Origin of the sequence: Gracilibacillus marinus, assembly GCF_042651725.1 — a bacterium.
Classification (GTDB): Bacteria; Bacillota; Bacilli; order Bacillales; family Amphibacillaceae; genus Gracilibacillus; species Gracilibacillus marinus.
Map to the genome: position 1 here is coordinate 1,542,891 of NZ_JBHSDV010000001.1, position 21,334 is coordinate 1,564,224.

The 21,334-nt window shown below is 32.6% G+C and carries 25 protein-coding genes and 1 other RNA gene; 5 read left to right on the forward strand and 21 right to left on the reverse strand.

The genetic code is table 11. The annotated features are described in order from the left end of the window. Positions 1-208: 208 nt before the first annotated feature. From vrrA to ACFOZ1_RS07275, 9 genes are all read right to left on the reverse strand, one after another. Positions 209-691 carry a VrrA/YqfQ family protein gene (vrrA, locus tag ACFOZ1_RS07235; protein WP_390198111.1) on the reverse strand — a complete coding sequence of 161 codons (483 nt, stop codon included), beginning with the start codon at positions 689-691 and terminating at the stop codon, positions 209-211. 129 nt (positions 692-820) lie between these two features. Then, on the reverse strand, positions 821-3,922 hold the full coding sequence (locus ACFOZ1_RS07240) for an SbcC/MukB-like Walker B domain-containing protein (RefSeq protein WP_390197681.1): 3,102 nt from the start codon (positions 3,920-3,922) through the stop codon (positions 821-823). Positions 3,923-3,924: 2 nt separating this feature from the next. Further along, the gene (locus ACFOZ1_RS07245) at positions 3,925-5,079 is read right to left on the reverse strand and encodes an exonuclease SbcCD subunit D (RefSeq protein WP_390197684.1); all 1,155 of its coding nucleotides are present in this window, start codon (positions 5,077-5,079) and stop codon (positions 3,925-3,927) included. 129 nt (positions 5,080-5,208) lie between these two features. Next, a complete protein-coding gene (locus ACFOZ1_RS07250; protein ID WP_390197687.1) occupies positions 5,209-5,424 on the reverse strand; it encodes a YozE family protein in 216 nt (71 codons plus the stop codon). 15 nt (positions 5,425-5,439) lie between these two features. Next, positions 5,440-6,204, reverse strand: a complete 765-nt coding sequence (gene tatC, locus ACFOZ1_RS07255; RefSeq protein WP_390197689.1) for a twin-arginine translocase subunit TatC — start codon at positions 6,202-6,204, stop codon at positions 5,440-5,442. 74 nt (positions 6,205-6,278) lie between these two features. Continuing rightward, positions 6,279-6,455, reverse strand: a complete 177-nt coding sequence (locus ACFOZ1_RS07260; RefSeq protein ID WP_390197692.1) for a twin-arginine translocase TatA/TatE family subunit — start codon at positions 6,453-6,455, stop codon at positions 6,279-6,281. A gap of 28 nt (positions 6,456-6,483) precedes the next feature. Next, positions 6,484-6,657, reverse strand: a complete 174-nt coding sequence (gene tatA, locus ACFOZ1_RS07265; protein WP_390197694.1) for a twin-arginine translocase TatA/TatE family subunit — start codon at positions 6,655-6,657, stop codon at positions 6,484-6,486. A gap of 82 nt (positions 6,658-6,739) precedes the next feature. Continuing rightward, complete coding sequence (locus ACFOZ1_RS07270; protein WP_390197697.1) at positions 6,740-7,234, reverse strand: dihydrofolate reductase; 495 nt, start codon at positions 7,232-7,234, stop codon at positions 6,740-6,742. 15 nt (positions 7,235-7,249) lie between these two features. Then, on the reverse strand, positions 7,250-8,206 hold the full coding sequence (locus tag ACFOZ1_RS07275) for a thymidylate synthase (protein ID WP_390197699.1): 957 nt from the start codon (positions 8,204-8,206) through the stop codon (positions 7,250-7,252). Between the two features lie 110 nt (positions 8,207-8,316). Between ACFOZ1_RS07275 and ACFOZ1_RS07280 the strand changes: the two genes are divergently transcribed. Further along, positions 8,317-9,336, forward strand: coding sequence for a C40 family peptidase (locus ACFOZ1_RS07280; protein ID WP_390197701.1), 1,020 nt, complete (start codon positions 8,317-8,319; stop codon positions 9,334-9,336). On the opposite strand, the gene ACFOZ1_RS07285 is transcribed toward ACFOZ1_RS07280, so the two are convergent. Next, positions 9,328-10,182 carry a DUF72 domain-containing protein gene (locus tag ACFOZ1_RS07285; RefSeq protein ID WP_390197704.1) on the reverse strand — a complete coding sequence of 285 codons (855 nt, stop codon included), beginning with the start codon at positions 10,180-10,182 and terminating at the stop codon, positions 9,328-9,330. The two genes, ACFOZ1_RS07280 and ACFOZ1_RS07285, sit on opposite strands and share 9 nt — an antisense overlap. 235 nt (positions 10,183-10,417) lie before the next feature. On the opposite strand from ACFOZ1_RS07285, the gene ACFOZ1_RS07290 reads away from it, so the two are divergent. Continuing rightward, positions 10,418-11,104 (forward strand): queuosine precursor transporter, encoded by a 687-nt coding sequence (locus tag ACFOZ1_RS07290; RefSeq protein WP_390197707.1) that lies wholly within the window; start codon positions 10,418-10,420, stop codon positions 11,102-11,104. Continuing rightward, positions 11,097-11,501, forward strand: a complete 405-nt coding sequence (locus ACFOZ1_RS07295; RefSeq protein WP_390197710.1) for a ribonuclease HI family protein — start codon at positions 11,097-11,099, stop codon at positions 11,499-11,501. The genes ACFOZ1_RS07290 and ACFOZ1_RS07295 overlap by 8 nt, the downstream gene beginning before the upstream one ends. Here the strand turns inward: ACFOZ1_RS07295 and ACFOZ1_RS07300 are convergent. The 9 genes from ACFOZ1_RS07300 to ACFOZ1_RS07340 form a co-directional block, all read right to left on the reverse strand. Then, on the reverse strand, positions 11,476-11,751 hold the full coding sequence (locus ACFOZ1_RS07300) for a DUF6123 family protein (RefSeq protein ID WP_390197713.1): 276 nt from the start codon (positions 11,749-11,751) through the stop codon (positions 11,476-11,478). The genes ACFOZ1_RS07295 and ACFOZ1_RS07300 overlap by 26 nt on opposite strands. 28 nt (positions 11,752-11,779) lie before the next feature. Continuing rightward, positions 11,780-12,913, reverse strand: a complete 1,134-nt coding sequence (locus ACFOZ1_RS07305) for a THUMP domain-containing class I SAM-dependent RNA methyltransferase (protein ID WP_390197715.1) — start codon at positions 12,911-12,913, stop codon at positions 11,780-11,782. A 133-nt stretch (positions 12,914-13,046) separates the two neighbouring features. After that, an RNA gene (rnpB, locus tag ACFOZ1_RS07310) (RNase P RNA component class B) lies at positions 13,047-13,435 on the reverse strand. 63 nt (positions 13,436-13,498) lie between these two features. Then, on the reverse strand, positions 13,499-13,795 hold the full coding sequence (gene gpsB, locus ACFOZ1_RS07315) for a cell division regulator GpsB (protein WP_277680326.1): 297 nt from the start codon (positions 13,793-13,795) through the stop codon (positions 13,499-13,501). Between the two features lie 55 nt (positions 13,796-13,850). After that, on the reverse strand, positions 13,851-14,408 hold the full coding sequence (locus tag ACFOZ1_RS07320) for an SLOG family protein (RefSeq protein ID WP_390197717.1): 558 nt from the start codon (positions 14,406-14,408) through the stop codon (positions 13,851-13,853). A 146-nt stretch (positions 14,409-14,554) separates the two neighbouring features. Then, positions 14,555-14,842 (reverse strand): CotD family spore coat protein, encoded by a 288-nt coding sequence (locus tag ACFOZ1_RS07325; protein WP_390197720.1) that lies wholly within the window; start codon positions 14,840-14,842, stop codon positions 14,555-14,557. 79 nt (positions 14,843-14,921) lie between these two features. Then, positions 14,922-15,332, reverse strand: a complete 411-nt coding sequence (locus ACFOZ1_RS07330) for a cytidine deaminase (RefSeq protein WP_390197723.1) — start codon at positions 15,330-15,332, stop codon at positions 14,922-14,924. Positions 15,333-15,349: 17 nt separating this feature from the next. Continuing rightward, positions 15,350-15,709 carry a DUF1798 family protein gene (locus ACFOZ1_RS07335; protein WP_390197726.1) on the reverse strand — a complete coding sequence of 120 codons (360 nt, stop codon included), beginning with the start codon at positions 15,707-15,709 and terminating at the stop codon, positions 15,350-15,352. 24 nt (positions 15,710-15,733) lie between these two features. Beyond that, positions 15,734-15,886, reverse strand: coding sequence for a hypothetical protein (locus tag ACFOZ1_RS07340; RefSeq protein ID WP_390197729.1), 153 nt, complete (start codon positions 15,884-15,886; stop codon positions 15,734-15,736). A gap of 561 nt (positions 15,887-16,447) precedes the next feature. Here ACFOZ1_RS07340 and recU point away from each other — a divergent pair. Together recU and ACFOZ1_RS07350 are read left to right on the forward strand one after the other, a co-directional pair. Then, positions 16,448-17,062, forward strand: a complete 615-nt coding sequence (recU, locus tag ACFOZ1_RS07345) for a Holliday junction resolvase RecU (RefSeq protein ID WP_390197731.1) — start codon at positions 16,448-16,450, stop codon at positions 17,060-17,062. Then, a complete protein-coding gene (locus tag ACFOZ1_RS07350; protein WP_390197733.1) occupies positions 17,055-19,865 on the forward strand; it encodes a transglycosylase domain-containing protein in 2,811 nt (936 codons plus the stop codon). The genes recU and ACFOZ1_RS07350 overlap by 8 nt, the downstream gene beginning before the upstream one ends. Before the next feature lie 89 nt (positions 19,866-19,954). Here the strand turns inward: ACFOZ1_RS07350 and nth are convergent, their stop codons facing one another. After that, on the reverse strand, positions 19,955-20,596 hold the full coding sequence (gene nth / locus ACFOZ1_RS07355) for an endonuclease III (protein WP_390197736.1): 642 nt from the start codon (positions 20,594-20,596) through the stop codon (positions 19,955-19,957). A gap of 9 nt (positions 20,597-20,605) precedes the next feature. Continuing rightward, complete coding sequence (locus ACFOZ1_RS07360) at positions 20,606-21,280, reverse strand: DnaD domain protein (RefSeq protein ID WP_390197739.1); 675 nt, start codon at positions 21,278-21,280, stop codon at positions 20,606-20,608. Between the last annotated feature and the right edge of the window lie 54 nt (positions 21,281-21,334).

Consider the following 21,334-nt stretch of genomic DNA (forward strand, 5'->3'; position numbering starts at 1 on the left):
TATATGTACTATTATTTTGCGCTTTTCTTCTATAAAAATCAAGTAGTCTGATTTAGTTGATACATAATCAATAGTTCAACCTACTAATTAAAAAAATCGAAAAAAATGTTATCACTGCTTCTAAATACCTTAACAGATTTAAAACGTGTTCAAAAAAAATAGCCACTCAACAAGCAAATTACTTGTTGAGTGGTTAAAAGTGATTTGTTCAGATGTATAGTTTAGGACCACTTTTTTTGATTTTATTTGCATTCTTTTTGTTAGATTCAACTTCTATAGATAATTCATCCGTTTGTGAGGTGGTTTTCTCAGTGTTTTCACTTTCCAATTCTGTAGTATCCTCATTGTTTAGTTCACTAAATGCTTTCATCATGTTAATTAATTTAGGAGCGTTTTTTATCATTGGTCCATACTCTTTAATAAGAGGAGTTGCCTGTTGTGCTACTTTTAATACTTGTTGGACATTGTTTAATGTTCCCATTAATTTGGAACCCCCACCAGCGACATTTCCTATTGATGATGGTGCCGTATTCGCAGGTATAATTTTTTGTAAAATCCCCTGTATACCTCGTGTAGCTTGTGGTGCTTGATTTGGCATAAATCCTCTATTAAAATGATTCATCATCTGGTTTTGTTGCATTGGTAATTGGCGATGCATAGGATATGGTGACTGATTCGGTTGACGAAACATATTCAAATGATCTCATCCTCTCATATAGTTCTTTATTAATATATGAAAGCTGCCTGTATTTGTATAGGCAATAAAATATTTCCCAGGCAAGCGCAAATCTAGACAAATTCTCTTATTTCCTGCACCTTATTATAATGTATGAAATGATGCGAATGAACCTTCATTTGTACTTGTCACGATTAATTGAGTCTTAATTTCTTCCTTCAATTGAGGAACATGAGAAATGACGCCAATAATTCGATGTCCTTGTTGTAAATCTTTTAAACATTGGATTGCTTGTTCAAGAGAAACTTCATCTAATGTCCCAAAACCTTCATCAATAAATAAAGTATCTAATTGCACCCCACCTGCATGGGATTGAATGATATCAGCCATACCCAATGCTAAACTTAATGCAGCTTTAAATCCTTCTCCACCAGAAAGAGTTTTTACAGAACGTCTTCTGCCTGTATAATGGTCTAATACTTCTAAGTCTAATCCGCTTTGAGCTCCTCTTCTTGCAATTTCTGTACTTCTGATTAATTGAAAACGATGGTCTGTCATTTTATCTAATCGGATATTTGCTTGTAATAGTATTTCATCTAAAAAAGTTGACAATACAAAACGTTCAAAAGATAATCGCTGACTATTATCCCCTTTTACTAATTTAGCAATTTCACCAATATGATAATACTCCTCTTCTTTTTCTTTCAATTCTTTCTCTAAATGACTAATCGATTGTTTGTATTTTTCAATTTGCTCCATTTTGATAACGAATACTTGTTCTTTTTGAGTCAGACTTGTGAACACTTCATTTGTTACTTCTATTTCATTGTCTAAGCTAGATAGATTAGGTTTTGTTTTATCCTCTAAATAATGATGTAATGTTTCTATTGTCTCTAAAACGACATGTTTTTTTTCATCAAACTCCTTAATCGTATTTTCTAATAATTGTATTCTAGCTTCAGGTAATAGAGACTGCTGGTAAGATTTCATTGAATCAAACCCATATTTTTTTAACATTTGGAGTAATGCTTCATACTCCATATTTTCTCTTTCAACTAATTGCTTTTCAAAATGAATACTTTGTTGCCATTGAGTATCTATTTTATTTCTCTCTTCCTTTAGCTTTTCTGTTGATTCTTTAATGGTATTCCACTCATCTATTTTCTTTTTGTAAGATTCTGTCAATTTATTTAGTTCAGCACGAAATTGTCCTAAGTTAGTAAACTCTTTCGGCATTTGTTCTTCAATTGTTGCAATTTTTGCTTTTGACTGTTGAAATTCCTCTATATACCTTTCATAATCTTTCTCTAGTAAGGACATTTTTTCTTTATTTGCTCCCATTTTATTCTCAATTATATGGATATCTTGAAGTTTTTTATTTAATTCTTCTATTTTGTAGTTTGTATCATTTAATACTGCTTTTTCTTTCTTCACTTTTTCAATCAGTTCTTTTTTTAGAGACGAGATACTATCTACATTCCATTGCGTTTCTTTTTCTGTTAAGGCATCGTAAAGTCTTGTTAGTAGTTCTTTCTTTGCTTCACCTTTTTCTCGAATAGCGTATAACTTGCGTTCCATTTGTGTATTCTCGTTTTCCATCTTTGTAACCTTTAACTTCTCTTCCTTTAAGTTCCATTCTGCCGCTAATTCGTGTGTTTCTACATTATTTAAGGAATGCTCAATAGAACCACAGACAGGACATGGTTGACCTGCAGTGAGTGTACTTCTTAATTCAGAAGCAAGGTTATCAAAATAACTATTCTCTATTTTTTCATATGCTTTATTCGCACGATTTACAAGTTCTTTGTGATCATCTAATAGTTTCTTTGTTTGCATGTATTCTTTTCGAAGTTTGGATCTTTCCTCTTCTTCATTAAGAATATCATTGCATACGTTTATCTCTCGGTTAAAATTAGTATGGTTGAATTCTGCTTGTTGTTTTTTGTTTTTTAATTTGTTCAATTGCTCGTTAAATTGATATTGTAAATCTTTCGTATGTTGTAATGTTTGCAATTCACCATTTAATTGCTGCAATGTTTGTTTAATTTGTTTGGTCTTTGTTTCGCGACTATCTCTTTTACGAATTAATTCTTCCATTATCATTACTTTTTCAAGTAACTGTTCTTGTTCATGAATATCGTGTCGCATTTTCTCACGAATCTCTTCTTCTTTCACTAATAAATCATATTGAGCTTTGATGGAACGGAATTTTTCTTCCATACTAGAAAGTTTAATTTTTAACCTTTCACTTTCTTTTTTTTGGTCTGCCGTCTCCAAGTTACGTCGCTTCCATTGCGTTTCATATGGCTTTATAATCTCCGCTTTCTTCGCTAAAGATAAGCTCTCTTTCTTCTGATTCATCTCTGGTTCCTTGTTTAATAATATATCTTTGTTCTGAGTAGCAAGTTCTAATTCATTAAACTTTTCAACTAATTGTTTTTTCACATAACGTTCTTCTTGTAGTGTGTTTAGTTTCTTTCTCTGGACTTCTTTTTCGTTTCTTAGTGAATCTAATTTAGAAACAAATTCTAAATAAGCATGATGTAATTGCTCCATGACAGGGACATCAGAAGATAGTTCAATGGAATCTCCGATAATTTGTGCTTTTTCTTGTTCTAATTTCCATTCAATTTGTTGAATTGTTTGTTTTAGATCATTCGCATCTTCTTTTATCTTTTCCGTCATATTTGCATAAAAATATGTACGAAATATCTTTTGTAAAATTTCCTCACGTTCTTTACTGTTTTCAGAAATCAATCTACGAAATTCACCTTGTGGTATCATAATCATTTTGCGAAATTGCTCATAATCTAAGCCAATTAAAGATTGCAATGTTTCATTCACATCTTTTATTTTGGCCTCTAACAATTCCCATTGATCATTATGTTTTCTATATAACGTTGCACTTGCTGGTTCTTCTGTAAAGCCCTCTCCTTTTAGTTTAGCTTTCCATTGTTTAGGTGATCGTACCACTTTATATTCGTGTTGATGAAGGGCAAATACCAACTCTACAACTGTCTGTTCTTCTCTTTCAGCAAAATGGCTTCTCAATGTGTCTTGGTCTCTATCTGTCCCACTTGCTTTTCCATAGATGCTATAACAAATCGCATCAAATATCGTTGTTTTTCCTGCTCCTGTTGGCCCAGAAATTAAAAAAATAGACTCAGCATTAATTTGATCAAAGTGGATGATTTGTTTTTTTCGATATGGACCAAACGCACTCAAACTTAATGATATAACTCTCATTATTAATTCTTCCTCTCATCCAATAGTAACTCTTCAATGACATTGTGCACATATTTTTTTCTTTGTTCTGGTATTTGTTCACCTTTTATCTCTTCATAGAACAACTCAAATAATTGTTCATGATTCATTTCTTGTCTTTTCTGAATAGATTCTCGATCTTTGATTGTTTGACCTAACATATGATTGCTTCTATTCAACCTCAGTATGTTCGGAAAGATGGTTCTTAGCTTAGAAACAGGGTCTAAAATCTCCCCATCATCTAATAACTCAATATGCAAATAATCTTTTGTACTAGTGAGAATTTTCTCCTCTATCAATTCTTGAAAATATCCTTTTACGACTTTTAAATCTCGTATTGGTTTTAGTTCATGTCTAGCTATTATGCAATCATTCTTGCCATTGATTTGTACAAATGTGATGGATTTTTTGTGATTTGCTTCTGAGAAGGAATATTTTAATACAGAACCGCTATATCTTACTGTATCTCGATATATTTTTTGCTGTTGATGGAGATGTCCTAACGCAACATAATCAAAGTCTTGAAATAAATTAGCATCCACATATGGACTACCACCAATCATCGTTAAACGTTCTTCGGATTCTGACTCAAGTCCTCCAGCAACAAATGCATGACCTACTAAGATGTTTCTGACTAATGGATTCCAACTTTGCTTTATTTGTTCGATAATTCTAGTCATCGCATGCTGATGAGTTAGGATATCATCATCCTGAAAATAGTCTCTAACATTGCTAGGTTCTAAATATGGAAGTAAGTAAAAATGGATTTCTCCATACTCATCAGAAAGAATGATTGGATCAAAAGCCTGTTCTATGGTTGTATGTAAATATAATTGCTGAGAACGAAATAAGGATGCTCCAAATCCTAATCGATCTGGACTGTCATGATTACCTGCAATTGCAAGAGTTGGTATATTCAGTTTTGTACAAATTTCTGTTAATGTATGATTTAATAATTCTACCGCTTCTTTTGGAGGAACAGATCGATCATATAAGTCTCCAGCTATAATAATACAGTCTGGTTTTTCTTTTTTTATTATTTCTATTAATTGGTCTAAAATATATTGTTGGTCTTCTGTCATATGAACTCCATGTACTATTTTGCCTAAATGCCAATCTGCAGTATGTAATATTTTCACTTTTCTCATCCTCACTATCTTTTCTTTCCATTCTATTATACAGGTAGAAAAAATGCTTGTCTATCGAGTTATGAACGTATGTTCGTTTTTAGAAATAATAAAAACCATGAGTGAATGTTCTACTCATGGTCAATTATCTTCTAAATATTGTTCAAAGCACTTGTCGAATGTGCTAATCGCTTCTGAAAAAGGGATATTCCACTCTAAATAACTACTAATCTCATCATAATCAGTAGAATATTTCGGAAAATCATGGTCATGAAACATCCACTCTGCTAACTTTTTTTCGTTATTCACATGTTTATTTCCACGATATCGCATCATATATTGATGAAAAGATTTCATATTCCAAATCCCTTTCTAATTTGACTCTTCCATGAATTGATTATGTTTTAATTTTCGTTTGCGATACACTATTTTTGACAGTGATATACTTATTTCATATAAAATAATTAACGGAATAGCGACAACAATTTGTAAAATAAAATCAGGTGGCGAAATCATTGTACCAATAATAATTAAAATAAAATAAGCATATTTACGCGTTTTTATTAAAAAACTAGGTGTAACCATTCCTAGACTAGTTAAGAACATTGTAATTACAGGCACTTCAAAAAATATTGCAAAAGGAAGTGTAACTCTAAATATAAAGCGGAAGTAGTTTTCTACTGTAAACATTGTATCAAACATACCATCATTTAAAGATAAAACAAATGGTAAAATGAGTTTTATAAAAATGACATAACCAAATGACAATCCGGTTATAAACAATATGAAAATGACTGGTATATAACTTGCAGAAACACGACGTTCTTTTGGAGTTAATCCTGGTTTAACAAATAGCCATAATTGCACACAGAAAAAAGGTAAGGTACCAGTAATCGCAACAATAAAGGCAATCGTAAATATGATCCAAATAATTTCTTCTGGAGAGATTAAATTTAACGTAATATCAATATGCTTTAAGAAGAAATCGCGTATATCATTAACAAAATAAAGACCTAATATGAAAAACAGTATGAAAACAACTGCTGTAAGTAACAAACGGTTCCTTAATTCTGCAAAATGATCTAAATAACCCATTTCTTTCTCGCTATGTTGTTTTTTCGCTTCTTTCTCTTTCATATGCGATTCTCCTTCATTTACAAGCTACTAAAAATTAACGTGAAAAAAGATGTAAAAGGGATTCTTTTACACCTTTAAGGTTTCTTTTGCTCATCATTATCATCACTCATAATGTCTTTTGTTGCTTTTTTAAATTCTTTTAATGAAGTACCTACAGCCTTACCAATTTCCGGCAGTTTAGAAGGTCCAAAAATAACAAGAGCAATAATTAAAATTAGAATTAATCCTGGAAACCCAATATTTGATAACATATTTATTCCACCTTCATTTACAATTACATTATGGTTGTTGCTTATCTACATCTTCATCAGTTAAATCTCTTGCAGATTTCTTGAATTCTCTTAGCGTTTCTCCTGTTGCTTTACCAATCTCAGGTAATTTTTTCGGTCCGAAGATTACTAATGCAATAATTAGAATTAATATTAATCCTGGAATTCCTATTCCTGATAACATAGAATACTACCACCTTTATTTATCAATCTGTCTCCATTATAGTATCACTTTTCTATCAACTTGTCTTGTTGATTTTCGATTTTTAACAGTTTTTTCTTTCTAATTGAATAAATGTGTGAGGATATTTATTTTTCTCATCTACCATTCCATCTGTTTTAGATGTAATCATCCATTCATCTTCATTTAAAAGTGGGAAAAATGTGTCACCATCAAATTCTGCATGTATCTTAGTCATATAAATTCGATCAGCAAAAGATAAAACTTGCTTAAATATCTCTACGCCACCTATTATAAATATCTCTTCTTCTGGATTCTCCTGTTGTAATTGGTGGATTGAATCGATATCATGAATAACTTTACAATCATCATTTGCAAACTGGGCGTCTCTTGTAAGCACGATATTCTCTCTTTTTGGTAATGCACCACCCATCGATTCATATGTTTTACGTCCCATAATTATCTTGTGATGTATCGTTTTTTCTTTAAAAAATTTCAAATCGTTAGGTAAATGCCATGGTAATTGATTGTCCTTGCCGATTACTCGATTTTGATCCATTGCAAATATTAATGACAACATACTGTTTCACTCCTTCTACACAGCTATTGGTGCTTTGATTGGTGGGTGTGGCTCGTAATGATCTAATTGAATGTCATCCATTCCAACATCAAATATGGAATCGAAATCTCTTAATATTAATTTAGGTAATGCTTTCGGTTCTCTTTCTAATTGTAATTTCACTTGGTCGATATGGTTCTTATAAATATGGGCATCACCCAATGTATGAACAAACTCTCCAGGTTGAAGGCCACATTCTTTTGCAATTAAACAAGTAAGCAATGCATAACTAGCAATGTTAAATGGCACACCAAGAAATATATCCCCGCTACGTTGATATAATTGACAGCTTAACTTACCATCAGAAACATAAAATTGAAACATGGTATGACATGGAGGTAATGCCATATTACTTGGCACGTCCTCAGGATTCCACGCTGTTACAATATGTCTTCTAGAACTTGGGTTTGTCTTAATTGCATGAATCACATCTTTTAATTGATCAATTGTTTGACCATTAGATGTTTTCCATTGACGCCACTGAGAACCATATACAGATCCTAAGTCTCCGTATTTCTTTGCGAATGCATCATCATGAAGCACAGCATCAACAAATGTATTCATTTCCTTTATGTATACTTCTTTAAATTCTTCATCGACTAAAATTCTATTACCAAAATCAGTCATATCAGGACCCTGATACGATTCACTTTCAACCCATTTCTTGAATGCCCATTCGTTCCAAATATGGTTATTATTTTCTAATAAGAAACGAATATTGGTATCTCCTTTAATAAACCATAGTAATTCGCTAACAATTAAATGGAATGGGACTTTTTTTGTTGTTAATAATGGGAATCCTTCTTGTAAATCAAACCTCATTTGATGGCCAAATATGGAGATTGTTCCTGTATTCGTTCGATCATCACGTTCAGAACCTTCTAGTAACACCTTATTACATAAATTTAAATATTGTTGTTCACTTTTACTCATATTATCATACCTTTCATATTACATTTTAGTAACATTTTTATATACACTTACATAATCTATTTGTTTAAGCATACATATTTGTTAAGTATTAATCAAGAGGAGGGCTTTTTATGTTTTCACACAGTCACCTATCACAAATTGTCAAGCACTCCGTCGCATATAGCTTTGCGTTTAGCCATCCATTCTCCTATTATGTTGAAGCATATCCCATATTACAACAAGAAATATTCGAACAAACGAACATGGAATATGGCATGCATCATGAAGTTGTTAAGATGTTACAAACCAAATTGCAAAAACTCTCTTATTATGATTCATCAGTTGATGGCGAGTTTGGAATACTAACTGAATATGCGATAAAAAAATTTCAAGACAATCACAACCTAGAAATGAATGGACAGGTGGATGTACCAACAAAACAAAAAATCATCTCTGTAGAAATAGATTTATATGAGAAAATACTTGAACAAGATGTAGATTTTTCTTATGGAGAAAAATCTGAAGAAATATTTAAAATACAAGAAGCATTACATTATTTCGGATTTTATGAAGCGACATTAGACAGCATATACGGTCCCATAACAGATCATGCATTAACAAGGTATAAAGAAGACAGTGGATTAAAGGTGGTCCATATCGAGAAACCACCGACACATTTAGAAGTAGTGGAACCAATGACACTGTCAACGAATATTACAACAAATGACGAACAAATCAAACCACAAAAAAAAGCGAAAAACATTACGGTAGTCTCTCCTCCCACAACAGATATGAATCTATTTATCTCCACTGCTAAAGAGTTACAAGGTGTCCCATATGTATGGGGCGGAACAACATCAGCTGGTTTTGATTGTAGTGGTTTTATCCAATATGTTTACAAGCAAAATGGTGTACAGTTACCTCGAACAGTAAATGAAATGTGGAATGCCACGATACAACTTGATACGCCGAGCATTGGTGATCTTATTTTCTTTGAGACATATAAGCCTGGTCCATCACATGCAGGAATATATATTGGTAATAACCAATTTATCCATGCAGATGCTACTAATGGTGTGACAATTAGTTCATTAGATGAAAACTATTGGTCGAATAGTTATATTGGTGCTAAGCGAGTAAGCTTAAAATAAAGAATCATCAAATAAATTCATTTGCTTCGGATGCAAATCTGTATATGTAATATTTAACATATCGATAAGTTGCTTAGCGTTATCATATGCATCCCCACCTGAATTATTGTTGAACAATATTGTCACTTCTTTCGCCTTTTTCTCTAAATCTCTGATATGTGTTACCCATTCTCTTAATTCTTGTTCATTATAACGATACAAAAATCTTACTTCTCTCCAATTTGATTGACCGTGGTTATTCCATCCATACACGTTGCGACCGTGAAAGCGTACTATCACTTTATCATTTGTATTAGCAATAACTGCAGGGATTGAACCAATACCTGCATTCGGTTCATCACAAATAACATGAATGCACTGTTCATTTATTAGAAATTGTAATGTTTCTTTTTCTCTCGGAGAAAACCATGTGCGATTACGAAATTCAATCGCTACAGGCAAATCCCCAAGCCATGATCGTAATTTTTTAATTTTATTCATATTTCGACTAGTAAGATCAAACCATGGCGGAAATTGCATCAATATTGCCGTTAATTTGTTACTTTCTACTACTGGCAAAATTGATTTTTTGTATGCATACGTTATATCTTTCATCTCTTTGTTTGTTAGTGACAAACGGTCATGTCCCGTCATTGTCTTCCATGCTTTAATAACAAATGTAAAGTTTTCTGGGGTTTGTTTTACCCAATTTGCATATCGTTCTTGTTCATGTATGGCATAAAAAGAACTGTCAATTTCAACTGTAGGAAAATGGGAGCTATATGTAACTAGTTTATTTTTTTGTTGTTGTGTTTGATATAAATGTGGATGGTCCCCCCAACCTGTTAATCCTATTCTAATACCCAATTATTTCTCCTCCAGTACGTCAAGAACTATATAAATAAAATAGCATATTGACTAAATCTCTTTCAACAACTAGTATGAATAATATCCTGATCGATAGAAAGCATCCGTTATGTGAAAATAACGGATGCTTTTTTTCTGTGTTCCAAAGGACAATTTAGATAAAATCACTTACATTTTCTGATAATTTATGTTATTTTAAATAATTGTGACAGATAAAAGGAAAGGACAGATATAGATGTCAAATGAATTATTATGGATCCTATTTGCTATTTTGAACTTTTCTATATTATTAGTAATGTACAGAATGTTCGGAAAAGCTGGGTTGTTTGTTTGGATTGGAATGTCGACAGTTATTGCAAATATCCAAGTGTTAAAAACAGTAGAAATGTTTGGCTTAACTGCTACATTAGGTAATATCATGTATGGTACTGTATTTCTTGCTACAGATATCTTAAATGAAAACCACGGAAAGAAAGATGCTAAAAAAGCAGTGTGGATGGGGTTTTCAACACTATTAATTATGACGATTCTAATGCAAGTAGTGTTAACATTTGTACCACATGAATCAGATACAATGCAAAATTCACTTGAAGCGATTTTTAGTGTGATTCCAAACATTGCAATTGGAAGTATGGCTGCATTCCTTGTAAGTCAATATATCGATGTATATCTTTATTCTAAAATTAAAGAGAAGCTTCCTGCTCACAAATATTTATGGATAAGAAACAATGGGAGTACAATGATTAGTCAACTTGTTGATACATTAATTTTTTGTAGTATTGCTTTTTACAACTTGTATTCATTTTCAGTATGGTTAGAAATATTTATTACGACATATGTGATTAAATTTGTTGTATCAGCAATTGATACACCGTTTCTGTATATATCTAAAAAGATAAACAAAAGTGATAGACATGATTGAGGTATATACAGATGCTGCTTCAAAAGGGAACCCTGGTCCAAGTGCGATCGGGTTCTTTATTAAAACGCAGAAACAAAAATTCCACGAGTCTTCTTACATTGGGGTTTATTCCAATCATGAAGCAGAGTTTATTGCGGTAATCAAATCATTGAAGTATTGCCAAAATCATTTCTCGAATGAAATTATTTCGATTCGATCAGACTCTAAAGTAGTAGTGGATACAGTAGATAAAAATCATACAAAAAATAAACAATTCGTGCCATATTTAAATGAAATTAACTTGATATCTCAAACTTTTCCGTATGTATTCATTAAGTGGATTCCTGAAAAACAGAACTATCAAGCAGATCAATTAGCAAGGGTAGCATTACTTAATCACGAGAAACATTTACGTTAATTAGCTGCTTCCCTTGCTCCATTGATGTAATATTATTTTCATGAAATAATTCTAATAATCGAACATAATAACTTCTATTAAATTCAACTTGTACTTGCAAAGTGAGAGATATTGCTACAATTACTTGTTTTGCACTTGTGTTCGTGTATTTCATACCAAAAAAAATAAAATTTACTTCTTCATCATCTAATTTAAAACCCTTTGTCCATAAATGTTCAAGAAAGTAAGCAACTTTTTCATTTTCTGTCATGCATATCCCTCTTTACAAGTAATTAAAATTAATATTTACTCCCGAAATATTGATAATAATCCGTTTTAATAAATCCGTTAAATAATTTCCGCTTTTTCGTCGCTTTTTTCCCAAAAATATTTTCAAATTTCTCATTAGCTGTGAGAATATAGACATTCCAACTTGGGTAATTCTGAAGAACTTTACCAAGTTGGTGATACATCTCTTCTACTTCTTTCTTGTCTCCTAATCGCTCCCCATATGGAGGATTACTTACAATATATCCACCTTCTGCTTTCGTATGGAAATCTGTTGCTTGCATTTGTTTCCATTTAATTAAGTCACCAAGTCCTGCTTCTATTGCATTTGCACTGGAAACTTCAATCATTTTATGTGACAAATCTGTACCAACTATATCTAATGGTTGATCATAATTCGCCAAGTCTTCTGCTTCTTCTAATGCCTGGTCATGTAATTTGGAAGCAATAAAGTCCCATGATTCAAAAGCAAATTCTCGATTAAAACCTGGAGCAATATTTTGCCCAATTAATGCCGCTTCAATAGGAATGGTTCCAGATCCACAAAATAAGTCATAAAAAGGTTTGTCAGGTGTCCAATTTGTTAATTGTACCAATGCAGCTGCTAGTGTTTCTTTTAAGGGGGCATCTCCTTGATCAATTCGATATCCTCGCTTATGAAGGCCAGCTCCTGAAGTATCCAATGTTAAAGTTACTTTATCCTTTAACAAAGCCACTTCTATCTTGTATAAAGAACCCGTTTCTTGTAACCAACTAGCAATCCCATGCTTTTGCTTTAATCTTTCTACGACTGCCTTTTTCACAATCGATTGACAATCTGGGACAGAAAATAATTTCGATTTGTGTGATTTTCCAGACACAGGGAATTCTCCATCTTCCGGAATATATTTTTCCCACTCGAGTGCTTTTGTTTGTTCGAATAATTGGTCATATGATGTTGCTTGAAATTCTCCAACAACTAATTTCACTCTATCTGCTGTTCGCAACCAAAGATTAGACCTAACTAAGCCTAAGCTATCTGTCTCATATATTACTTTTCCATTCTCCACTTCCACATTTGTATACCCAAGTGCTTTTACTTCGTTTGCTACAATTGATTCAAGACCCATCGCAGCAGTTGCAATTAATTTAAAATTGTTTTTCATTTGTCCAAAAATCCTTTCATTATAGAGGCATGTAATTAATTGTAGTTTAATATGTATGTCCAAAAAAATCAAAATCCCCTTTTTCTTATGAAAAAGGGGAATAAATTGATTACATCATAATGACCAAATGAATGTCAGTAAGCCATGTTCTGTACTTCTCGTACTACAAGCGGTGGTCAACCTCGTACCAAAGTAGTAATCATCTGTCTACAAGCAATATAGCCTGTCCTTCATTCGGTTCTTAATTCCCTAATAGAAGATGCCCCTACCAATATTTGGGTTGCTCACTCGAGGGGTTTACCGCGTTCCACCTAAATAGTTTCCTATTTAGCTACGTCACTGTGGCACTTTCAAGATACTCCTACCATATTCGATAGAACTTAGGTATTTTCTCTGCCGTTAACCAAGTAATGGTTACCTTGACTTATGATTTCGTCAAGCACGAACACTACAAACATCACAGTTTGTGTGAGCATGGACTTTCCTCTACATATTAAAATATGCAGCGATTACTTCAACATTCATTTTTTCAACTCTTATTATTGTATCATGCATCTGTTATTAGTCAATAGTAATAAATGGAGGTTATTCCTCATCAAATTTCGTTCCAAAGACTGCTTTTTCTAAATTAGATAATCTTTTTAATATATCATAATTTACTTGATGATTAGATGGTGTGGTCGTACGTAACCGTGTTTCTGAATTTTTTTTCAATCTGTCATTTTCTTGTCTTAATCTTGTAATTTCTTGTTGGAAATATTCATAATCCTGGATAATAATATCCAAAAATTCATCTACTTCCTCTTGATGATATCCTCTCATTGAAGTTTTAAAGCTTTTTTCTAAAATATCTTTTCCGTTTAGTTGATTTGCCAACTTCATCACCTCTTTAGTTCAAACAATTTTTATTTGTTTACACAATCTATTACCCATCAGATTAATCAAAAGAGTTGTGTGTTTGTTCTTCTAACACAATCTCTTCTAAATCAAATGGTGTAATCCAATCAATGATATATCCATCTGTTTCCTGCTTTTTCTTAGCTTTGTCTAAAAAATACTGTACACTTCCAGGAAACTCTTCATCTCCTAGTATGACAGAAGCTTCGGTTTTTTCAAGTAACCAATTATCTTTATTTGAAAATTGATACGGACCTTTGTATGTATCATCATATAATGGTTGAGTGAAATCTGCATGCATGATTACTTCATTAAATTTTTCTTTATAGGAGTCTGGCCATCGAGATTCTATCTCCCGAAACGGCGGAAACACTCCTAATCGAATATCATGCTGTGATTTTAACTCCATAACTACTTCTGCTGCCCATAGTTCTACACCCATCTGACCTGAAATAATAACCCATTCTAACCCATCTTCTATATACTTTAGTAGTCGTTGTTTAATCGCTTTTTTAATAAATTCAATTCTTTGATCTTTTTCATTCATAATGGTCAATTCGGATGGTTTGTTTCCAGTGACTGTGATTATTCTATGCAATACAAACAACTCCTAAAACATATTTCTACTAAATTATAAAATAAAATCACTTTATTCGCTACTAAATATACATGTACTTTTGTTTTTCTAATTAAAAATAAAAATATAGCCATCTTAACAATCGATAGCTATATTTTTATTTTTATTTATCTAGGAAAATTATTTGGGTTCATACCCATTGGATTCATATTCATTTGGTTCATGTTCATCGGAGGCATTGGTCCACCGTATACATTTACTTCGTCAACTGTATATTGATTAGATGTCGTATGAGGATAGAAATGTACATTCTTTACAAGATGGTGATTCATGCAAGTAGTGTGAGATGGATGAATATGGTTCACTACACTCTCACTACATGTGTTTACTACATTACACTTCGTTGGATGAACAATTGTATTTGTTGGCATCATACATGGTCTTCTTACTCTCATTTTTTATCACCTCACTATATTTTATCTATACTAGCGTATGTCACTATAGTGAGGTTTGTCTAAGACACATACCTATTTTTTAATCATTTTTTGTTCGATTCATATCAGATGCATGAAAAGAAAATGGTAATAACTCTTCCATTGTCACTGTTTTTACATCATGCTCTAAATTACTTGTATGAATGAACGTATCCGCATGTAAAAACTCGCTTAATACTTGACGACAGGAACCGCATGGTGGCACTGGTCTATCTGTATCTGCCACTACAGCTAACTGATCGAAATCATATTCGCCTTCTGAGATTGCTTTAAAAATAGCTACTCTCTCCGCACATATTGTAACAGGGTACGCTGCATTCTCAATATTGCATCCAGTATAGATTTTTCCAGATTTCATTAGAACAGCTGCCCCTACCTTAAATTTGGAATATGGTGTGTATGCACTATTCCTAACTGAACTTGCTAATTCAATCAATTGGGATTTGTTCATTTTAATACCTCCCTATTTTAGTTATATTTATTTATATCCTTTTTCACCAAATCAAAAACATAACTAATGGATTGAAAAAGCTCCATATAGCGTTTTTTTCTTACGTCGACATAATAGCTATGCAAAAGAATCAATTTATAATTTTCTTCTGTTGATTGTATTTGACTTGGATGAACGTTTATTTCTCGATTTTGTACAAATTTACTAGCTAATTCAAACCATAAATCAATTTTAATAAATATTGGATTTGTTCTATCTTTTACATATTCAAAGAATGCCATATCTCGTTTATTTTTTGGACGTTCGTGTGTTAAATAATATTCTTTCAATTCATCTAACGTCTTCTCTAACTCTAAAGTAAGTTCAAACAGTTTCAATCCATTTCACCTTTTCTATCATATTTATACGACTTTTCTTATAATTTTAACATGTTCTTCTCTTTTATTATAGGATGGAGTTCTAGAAGCTTGTTTATCCAATTGATCTACTACATGTAATAACTTCATCATACGATCTTCAAACACTTCTTTTGCAACATATTTTTTATTGAACATACGTATCACGCATCCTTTATCGCTTTTACATAGTTAATTCTCTAAAAGTATGTAAACTCCTTCAAAGGTGACAAAACTAGAATAAGTTAGACAAACATAGTACTATCATGCATAATTTCGCCAAAAGGTAACATTATACAAAGAGAGAGTAATAAATTATCTTATACGAAGAAAGAGGGATTAAATATGCGAGTAAATAGAAAAGCGAAAAAAGAAACAAAAAGAAATGGTGGTTTATTATTTTTCGGAAAAAAGGATAAACAAAAATCGAACAATGATCATCACAATTTTAAATGATCTAAAAATAATAGATAGATTAATTTCATAGGAAATATTCCTCTACTATTTAAAAAATCGACAACCTCATGAGAATTGTCGATTTTTATTTTTCAATTTATCCCCTTAAAAATATCATTGTTAACGAATAATAAAGTTGGTGTTCTACTATGTTTATAGCATAGCTTTTTAATTGAACAAATGAAAGTTGTAGCGTATGATGAAGCTAACTAAATCAAAAGTATGACATTTGATTTAGTTAAACTGGTTTAGGAGGGATGACTCTTGCATTATCCGAATGGGAAGAAGCTATCGGTAGATGCGAAAAAAAAGCCTTTACCTAATCCAACGATTTATAGTAATCGAGGGATGACTTTAGAAGAGGATATTAATGAAACAAATGATTACTACCGAGACACAGGTAAAGCAATTATCCATAAAAAGCCTACCCCTGTACAAATCGTTCAAGTAGATTATCCAAGAAGAAGCGCTGCTGTGATTAAAGAAGCTTATTTTAAACAAGCATCCACTACGGATTATAACGGTGTTTATAAAGGTAGATATGTGGACTTTGAAGCAAAAGAAACCAAAAATAAGACATCCTTTCCACTTAATAATTTTCACGAACACCAAATGAAACACATGGAAAGCATTATTGATCATGGTGGGATTTGTTTCGTTATCATTCGCTTTAGTACATTACAAGCAACATATTTTTATCCAGCAGATTCTCTATTAAAACATTGGAAAAATAGTATGAACGGTGGGAGAAAATCAATTTCATTAGAAAGTATGAAGAAGGAAGGCTATATAATACCTATACAATATCATGTGAAAGTAGATTATTTACATATTATTGATATGTATTATAGTACGAACGGAGGAAACAACAATGGTTGAAAAAGATCAATCAAGAATGGCTAGAAGACAACAAAATCAAAATCAAAAACAAAAGAATACGAAGAAAAAACCTGTCATAAAACGGATCATGAAAATCATGTTATTAGCAATTTTACTAATCGGAATTGGAGTCGCAGGATTATTCGCTTTTTATATCTCCACAGCACCTGATTTAGATCCAGATAAATTATCCGTACCTGCGTCAACAAAGCTATATGACATAAACAAAGATATCTTTGCTGATTTAGGTGCTGAGAAACGCTCAAAAGTTAGCTATGATGAAATACCAGAAGTTTTGAAAAACGCGATACTTGCGACAGAAGATGTTCGATTTGAAAGTCATATAGGAATTGATTTCAGAAGAATTGGTGCAGCAGTCGTTGCGAACTTCACAGATGGATTTGGATCACAAGGTGCAAGTACTATTACTCAACAAGTAGTGAAGAGCTCTTTCTTATCTAGTGACAAAAAACTTAAGCGTAAAGTACAAGAACAATGGTTAGCATTACAATTAGAACGGAAGTATTCTAAAGAAGAAATATTTGAAATGTATGTAAATAAAATTTATTATGGTGCAGGGGCATATGGTGTAGCGACAGCTGCAGAAACCTATTTCGGGAAAACCGATTTAAACGATTTAACTTTAGCAGAAGCCGCAATCCTTGCCGGTATTCCACAACGTCCATCTGCATATGATCCTTTTGTTAACCCAGATTTAACAAAGGAAAGAATGAATACAGTACTTAATTTGATGGTTCAACATAACAAAATATCAGAACAAGAAGCAAACGAAGTACGAGATGTCGATGTTGCTTCATTGTTAGTAGAAACAAAGAAGCAATATGCAAAATATGAAGGATTTATTCAACAAGTACGTAACGAAGTATTAGAAAAAACAGGTGCAGACATTTATAAAGATAGTCTACAAGTGTACACAACCTTAGATCCTGTTGCACAAGAAGAAACCGAATTACTATTAAGTAATGCAGATGAAAATCCGATTGATTATAGTTCAGATCAAGATATTCAAGTAGGAATTACGGTACTAGATACAAAAACTGGTGCAATACGAGCAATCGGTGGTGGAAGAAATCGTGAAAAAGGCGGCTGGAACTATGCGATAGATGGAGATGGACGTCAAGGTGGTTCTTCCATGAAACCTCTTCTCGCATATGGTCCTGCAATTGAGTATTTAAAATGGTCAACTTACCACCAAATTAATGATGATAAAGCTTATAAAATTGAAGGAACAGATAGTTCCATTAATAACTGGGACAACAAATTTCATGGTTGGGTTAGTACAAGATATGCCTTAGAGCAATCTTACAATGTACCTGCAGTAAAAACATTAGAAGAAGTTGGCTATAGTAAAGCACAATCATTCGCTGAAGGTTTAGGGTTGAATTTTGACTCAGGTTCCATCACAATTACTGATGCAATTGGCGGTGCAGATAATGGCTTCTTACCAATCGAAATGGCTGGTGCATATGCAGCATTTGGAAACGAAGGAATTTACCATGAACCATACTCTGTAACAGAAATAGAATATCCAGATGGAAAAACAGAAGAGTTAGTATCCAAACCTGTTGAAGCAATGTCAGACTACACAGCATATATGATTACAGATATGTTAAAGTCCGCTGTGGATAACGGAACAGGTCGACTAGCGAAAGTGAACGGCCTTCCAGTTGCAGGTAAAACAGGAACAACCAATATAAGTGGTGAAGAAGGAAGTCCTGACTCCTGGTTTACTGGTTATACGACTAATTACACCATCTCGATTTGGTCAGGCTATAGTGGCGGTGATGAACAGAAGCCAATTAATAATAAAACAATACCTTTGCATATTTTCCGTGAATTAATGCAAACAATATCATCAGGGAAAGATACTGCTGATTTCGAAAAGCCTTCCTCTGTTGTTGAAATGAAAGTTGAGAAAGGTTCGAATCCAGCCAAACGCCCAAGCGAATTTACACCAAGTTCACAAATCATAACAGAACTATTCGTAAAAGGGAATGAACCTAGTTCCGTTTCCGAAAAGTTCGACAAATTAGACCCTGTTTCAAAACTGAAAGCAGCTTACAATGAGGAAACAGAATCCATTGATGTAGAATGGGCATATAAAGACAAAGATGCCACATTTGATGTAAATATTAGTTCAGATGGAAATGCGATCAACAACACTTCGACAGAAGATACAACATTTGCAATAAATAATGTCGAAAAAGGTGCCACATATACGATAGAAGTGGTAGCAAAAAGAGATGACTTACAAAGTGATCCGACATCTGTTACAGTAAAAGTACCCGAAGAAGAAGTGAAAGAAATACCCGCTGTCTCGCAATTACAACAATCATTTGACCCTGTAAATCGTACCGCATCAATCAGTTGGGCATATGATGAAAAAGGGCCAATAGAATTTCAGATTGACATAACAGAAGCTGGTAGTTCAGTTGATCAATTAACTACAAATAAAAAAACGGTCACATTAAATCAATTACAAGTTGATAAAATATATACGATAACCGTTACACCTATATTAAAAAATGATTCAGAAGTAACCGGACCATCTGCATCTGTTCAAGTCTCTACAAAAGGTTTAACAGAAGAGGAAGACGAACAAGAGTCAGATAATACAAATGAAGATGACAGTGATGTTGAAGGAGACACAGACACTCCTGATGACGAAACAAACACAGACGATAATCAACAATCAGGAAATAACAATGGTTCGCAAAATGACACTTCAAATGAAAATGCAACTACAGAGCAACAATCGGTTCCAGAAGATGAGGATAATTAATTTCATTTTAAAAACTCGCATTCACGTTTGTAAACATGAATGCGAGTTTTTTCATTAATATGAAATGTGTTTATAGTGAACGCACGATTTTATTTAAGACGTTTTTTACCTTCCCTACATATATCAAGAAGTGGACATACCTCACAATTTGGATTTTTAGATTTACAATGATATCTACCAAAAAAGATTAAACGATGATGTGTATCACTCCACTCCTCTTTAGGAATTTTTTTCATTAAAGTATTTTCTACTTCTAAGACACTATCTTTCCATCTACATATTCCTAATCGTTTAGACACTCTTTCAACATGTGTATCTACAGCTATTGCAGGTTCTCCAAAAGCAACAGATACAACGACATTAGCTGTCTTTCTTCCAACACCTGCGAGTTTTTCTAAATCTTCTTTTGTTTGCGGTACTTCTCCATTGTAATCATTTAGTAAAGACATACACAGTTTCTGAATATTTTTTGCTTTATTTCGATAAAGTCCAATTGATCGAATATCTTGTTGTAATTCTTCTAACGTTACATTTACATAATCATTTGGTGTATGATATTTTTCAAATAATTTCACTGTAACTTTATTTACTAATGCATCCGTACATTGAGCAGATAGAACAACAGCGATGAGCAAGTCAAAAGGATTACGATGGTTTAATTCACACTCCGCATTCGGAAACATCTCCGCTATAGTATCTAATGCATATCTTATTTGTGTTTTATTTAACATGGATACCCCCTACGATTCATCTAACCAATTGTAATACAAAGCTTTTCGATTTGTTTTTTGTTTCGTTGTAACTGATTCACGTTGGTTATGATGAAAATTACGACTATTTTGTTTCGCTTGGACAGAAGATTGAATCCCTTTCTTCTTCCATTCTAATAAAATACGATCAATATAAGTGAAATTTAATTTACTCATTAATACCGCTTCTCTTAATGCATCATAAATAAGGTCAATCGAATGGTTCTCCTCATCAATCCAATGATTGATTCTTTCAATTTCAAATGGAGATAAAGGTCGACCAAATTCTTGTTCAAAACGACGAAACATTTCCCCTATTTTAACTGCTTCATCCGTACTATCCACATCTTTTTCTTTTTTATCATATAATTGTTTCCATAAAGGTTCTAATGAATACATTTCTGTTAGCACATTATTGTTTGTCATCTCATCTATTTTTAAGAAGCCTTGTTGTATTAATTGTCGTAAATATTGAGAACATTGCTCTGTAGATATTGTCATTTTCTCTGCAATCTCTTCAGGTGTCGGAAAATATATATCATCTATTTGAAAAAAATAAATTTGTACTAATATCATTACTTGTGGTTCATTTAATCCATAGGAATGATACTTTGTCATTAATTCTCTAGGGATACTCACTTGATCTTGTAGTAATTTTGATATCATTCCATCCACACCATATCCACCCTTTCTATGCAATTGAATAGTAAATAGTATAAT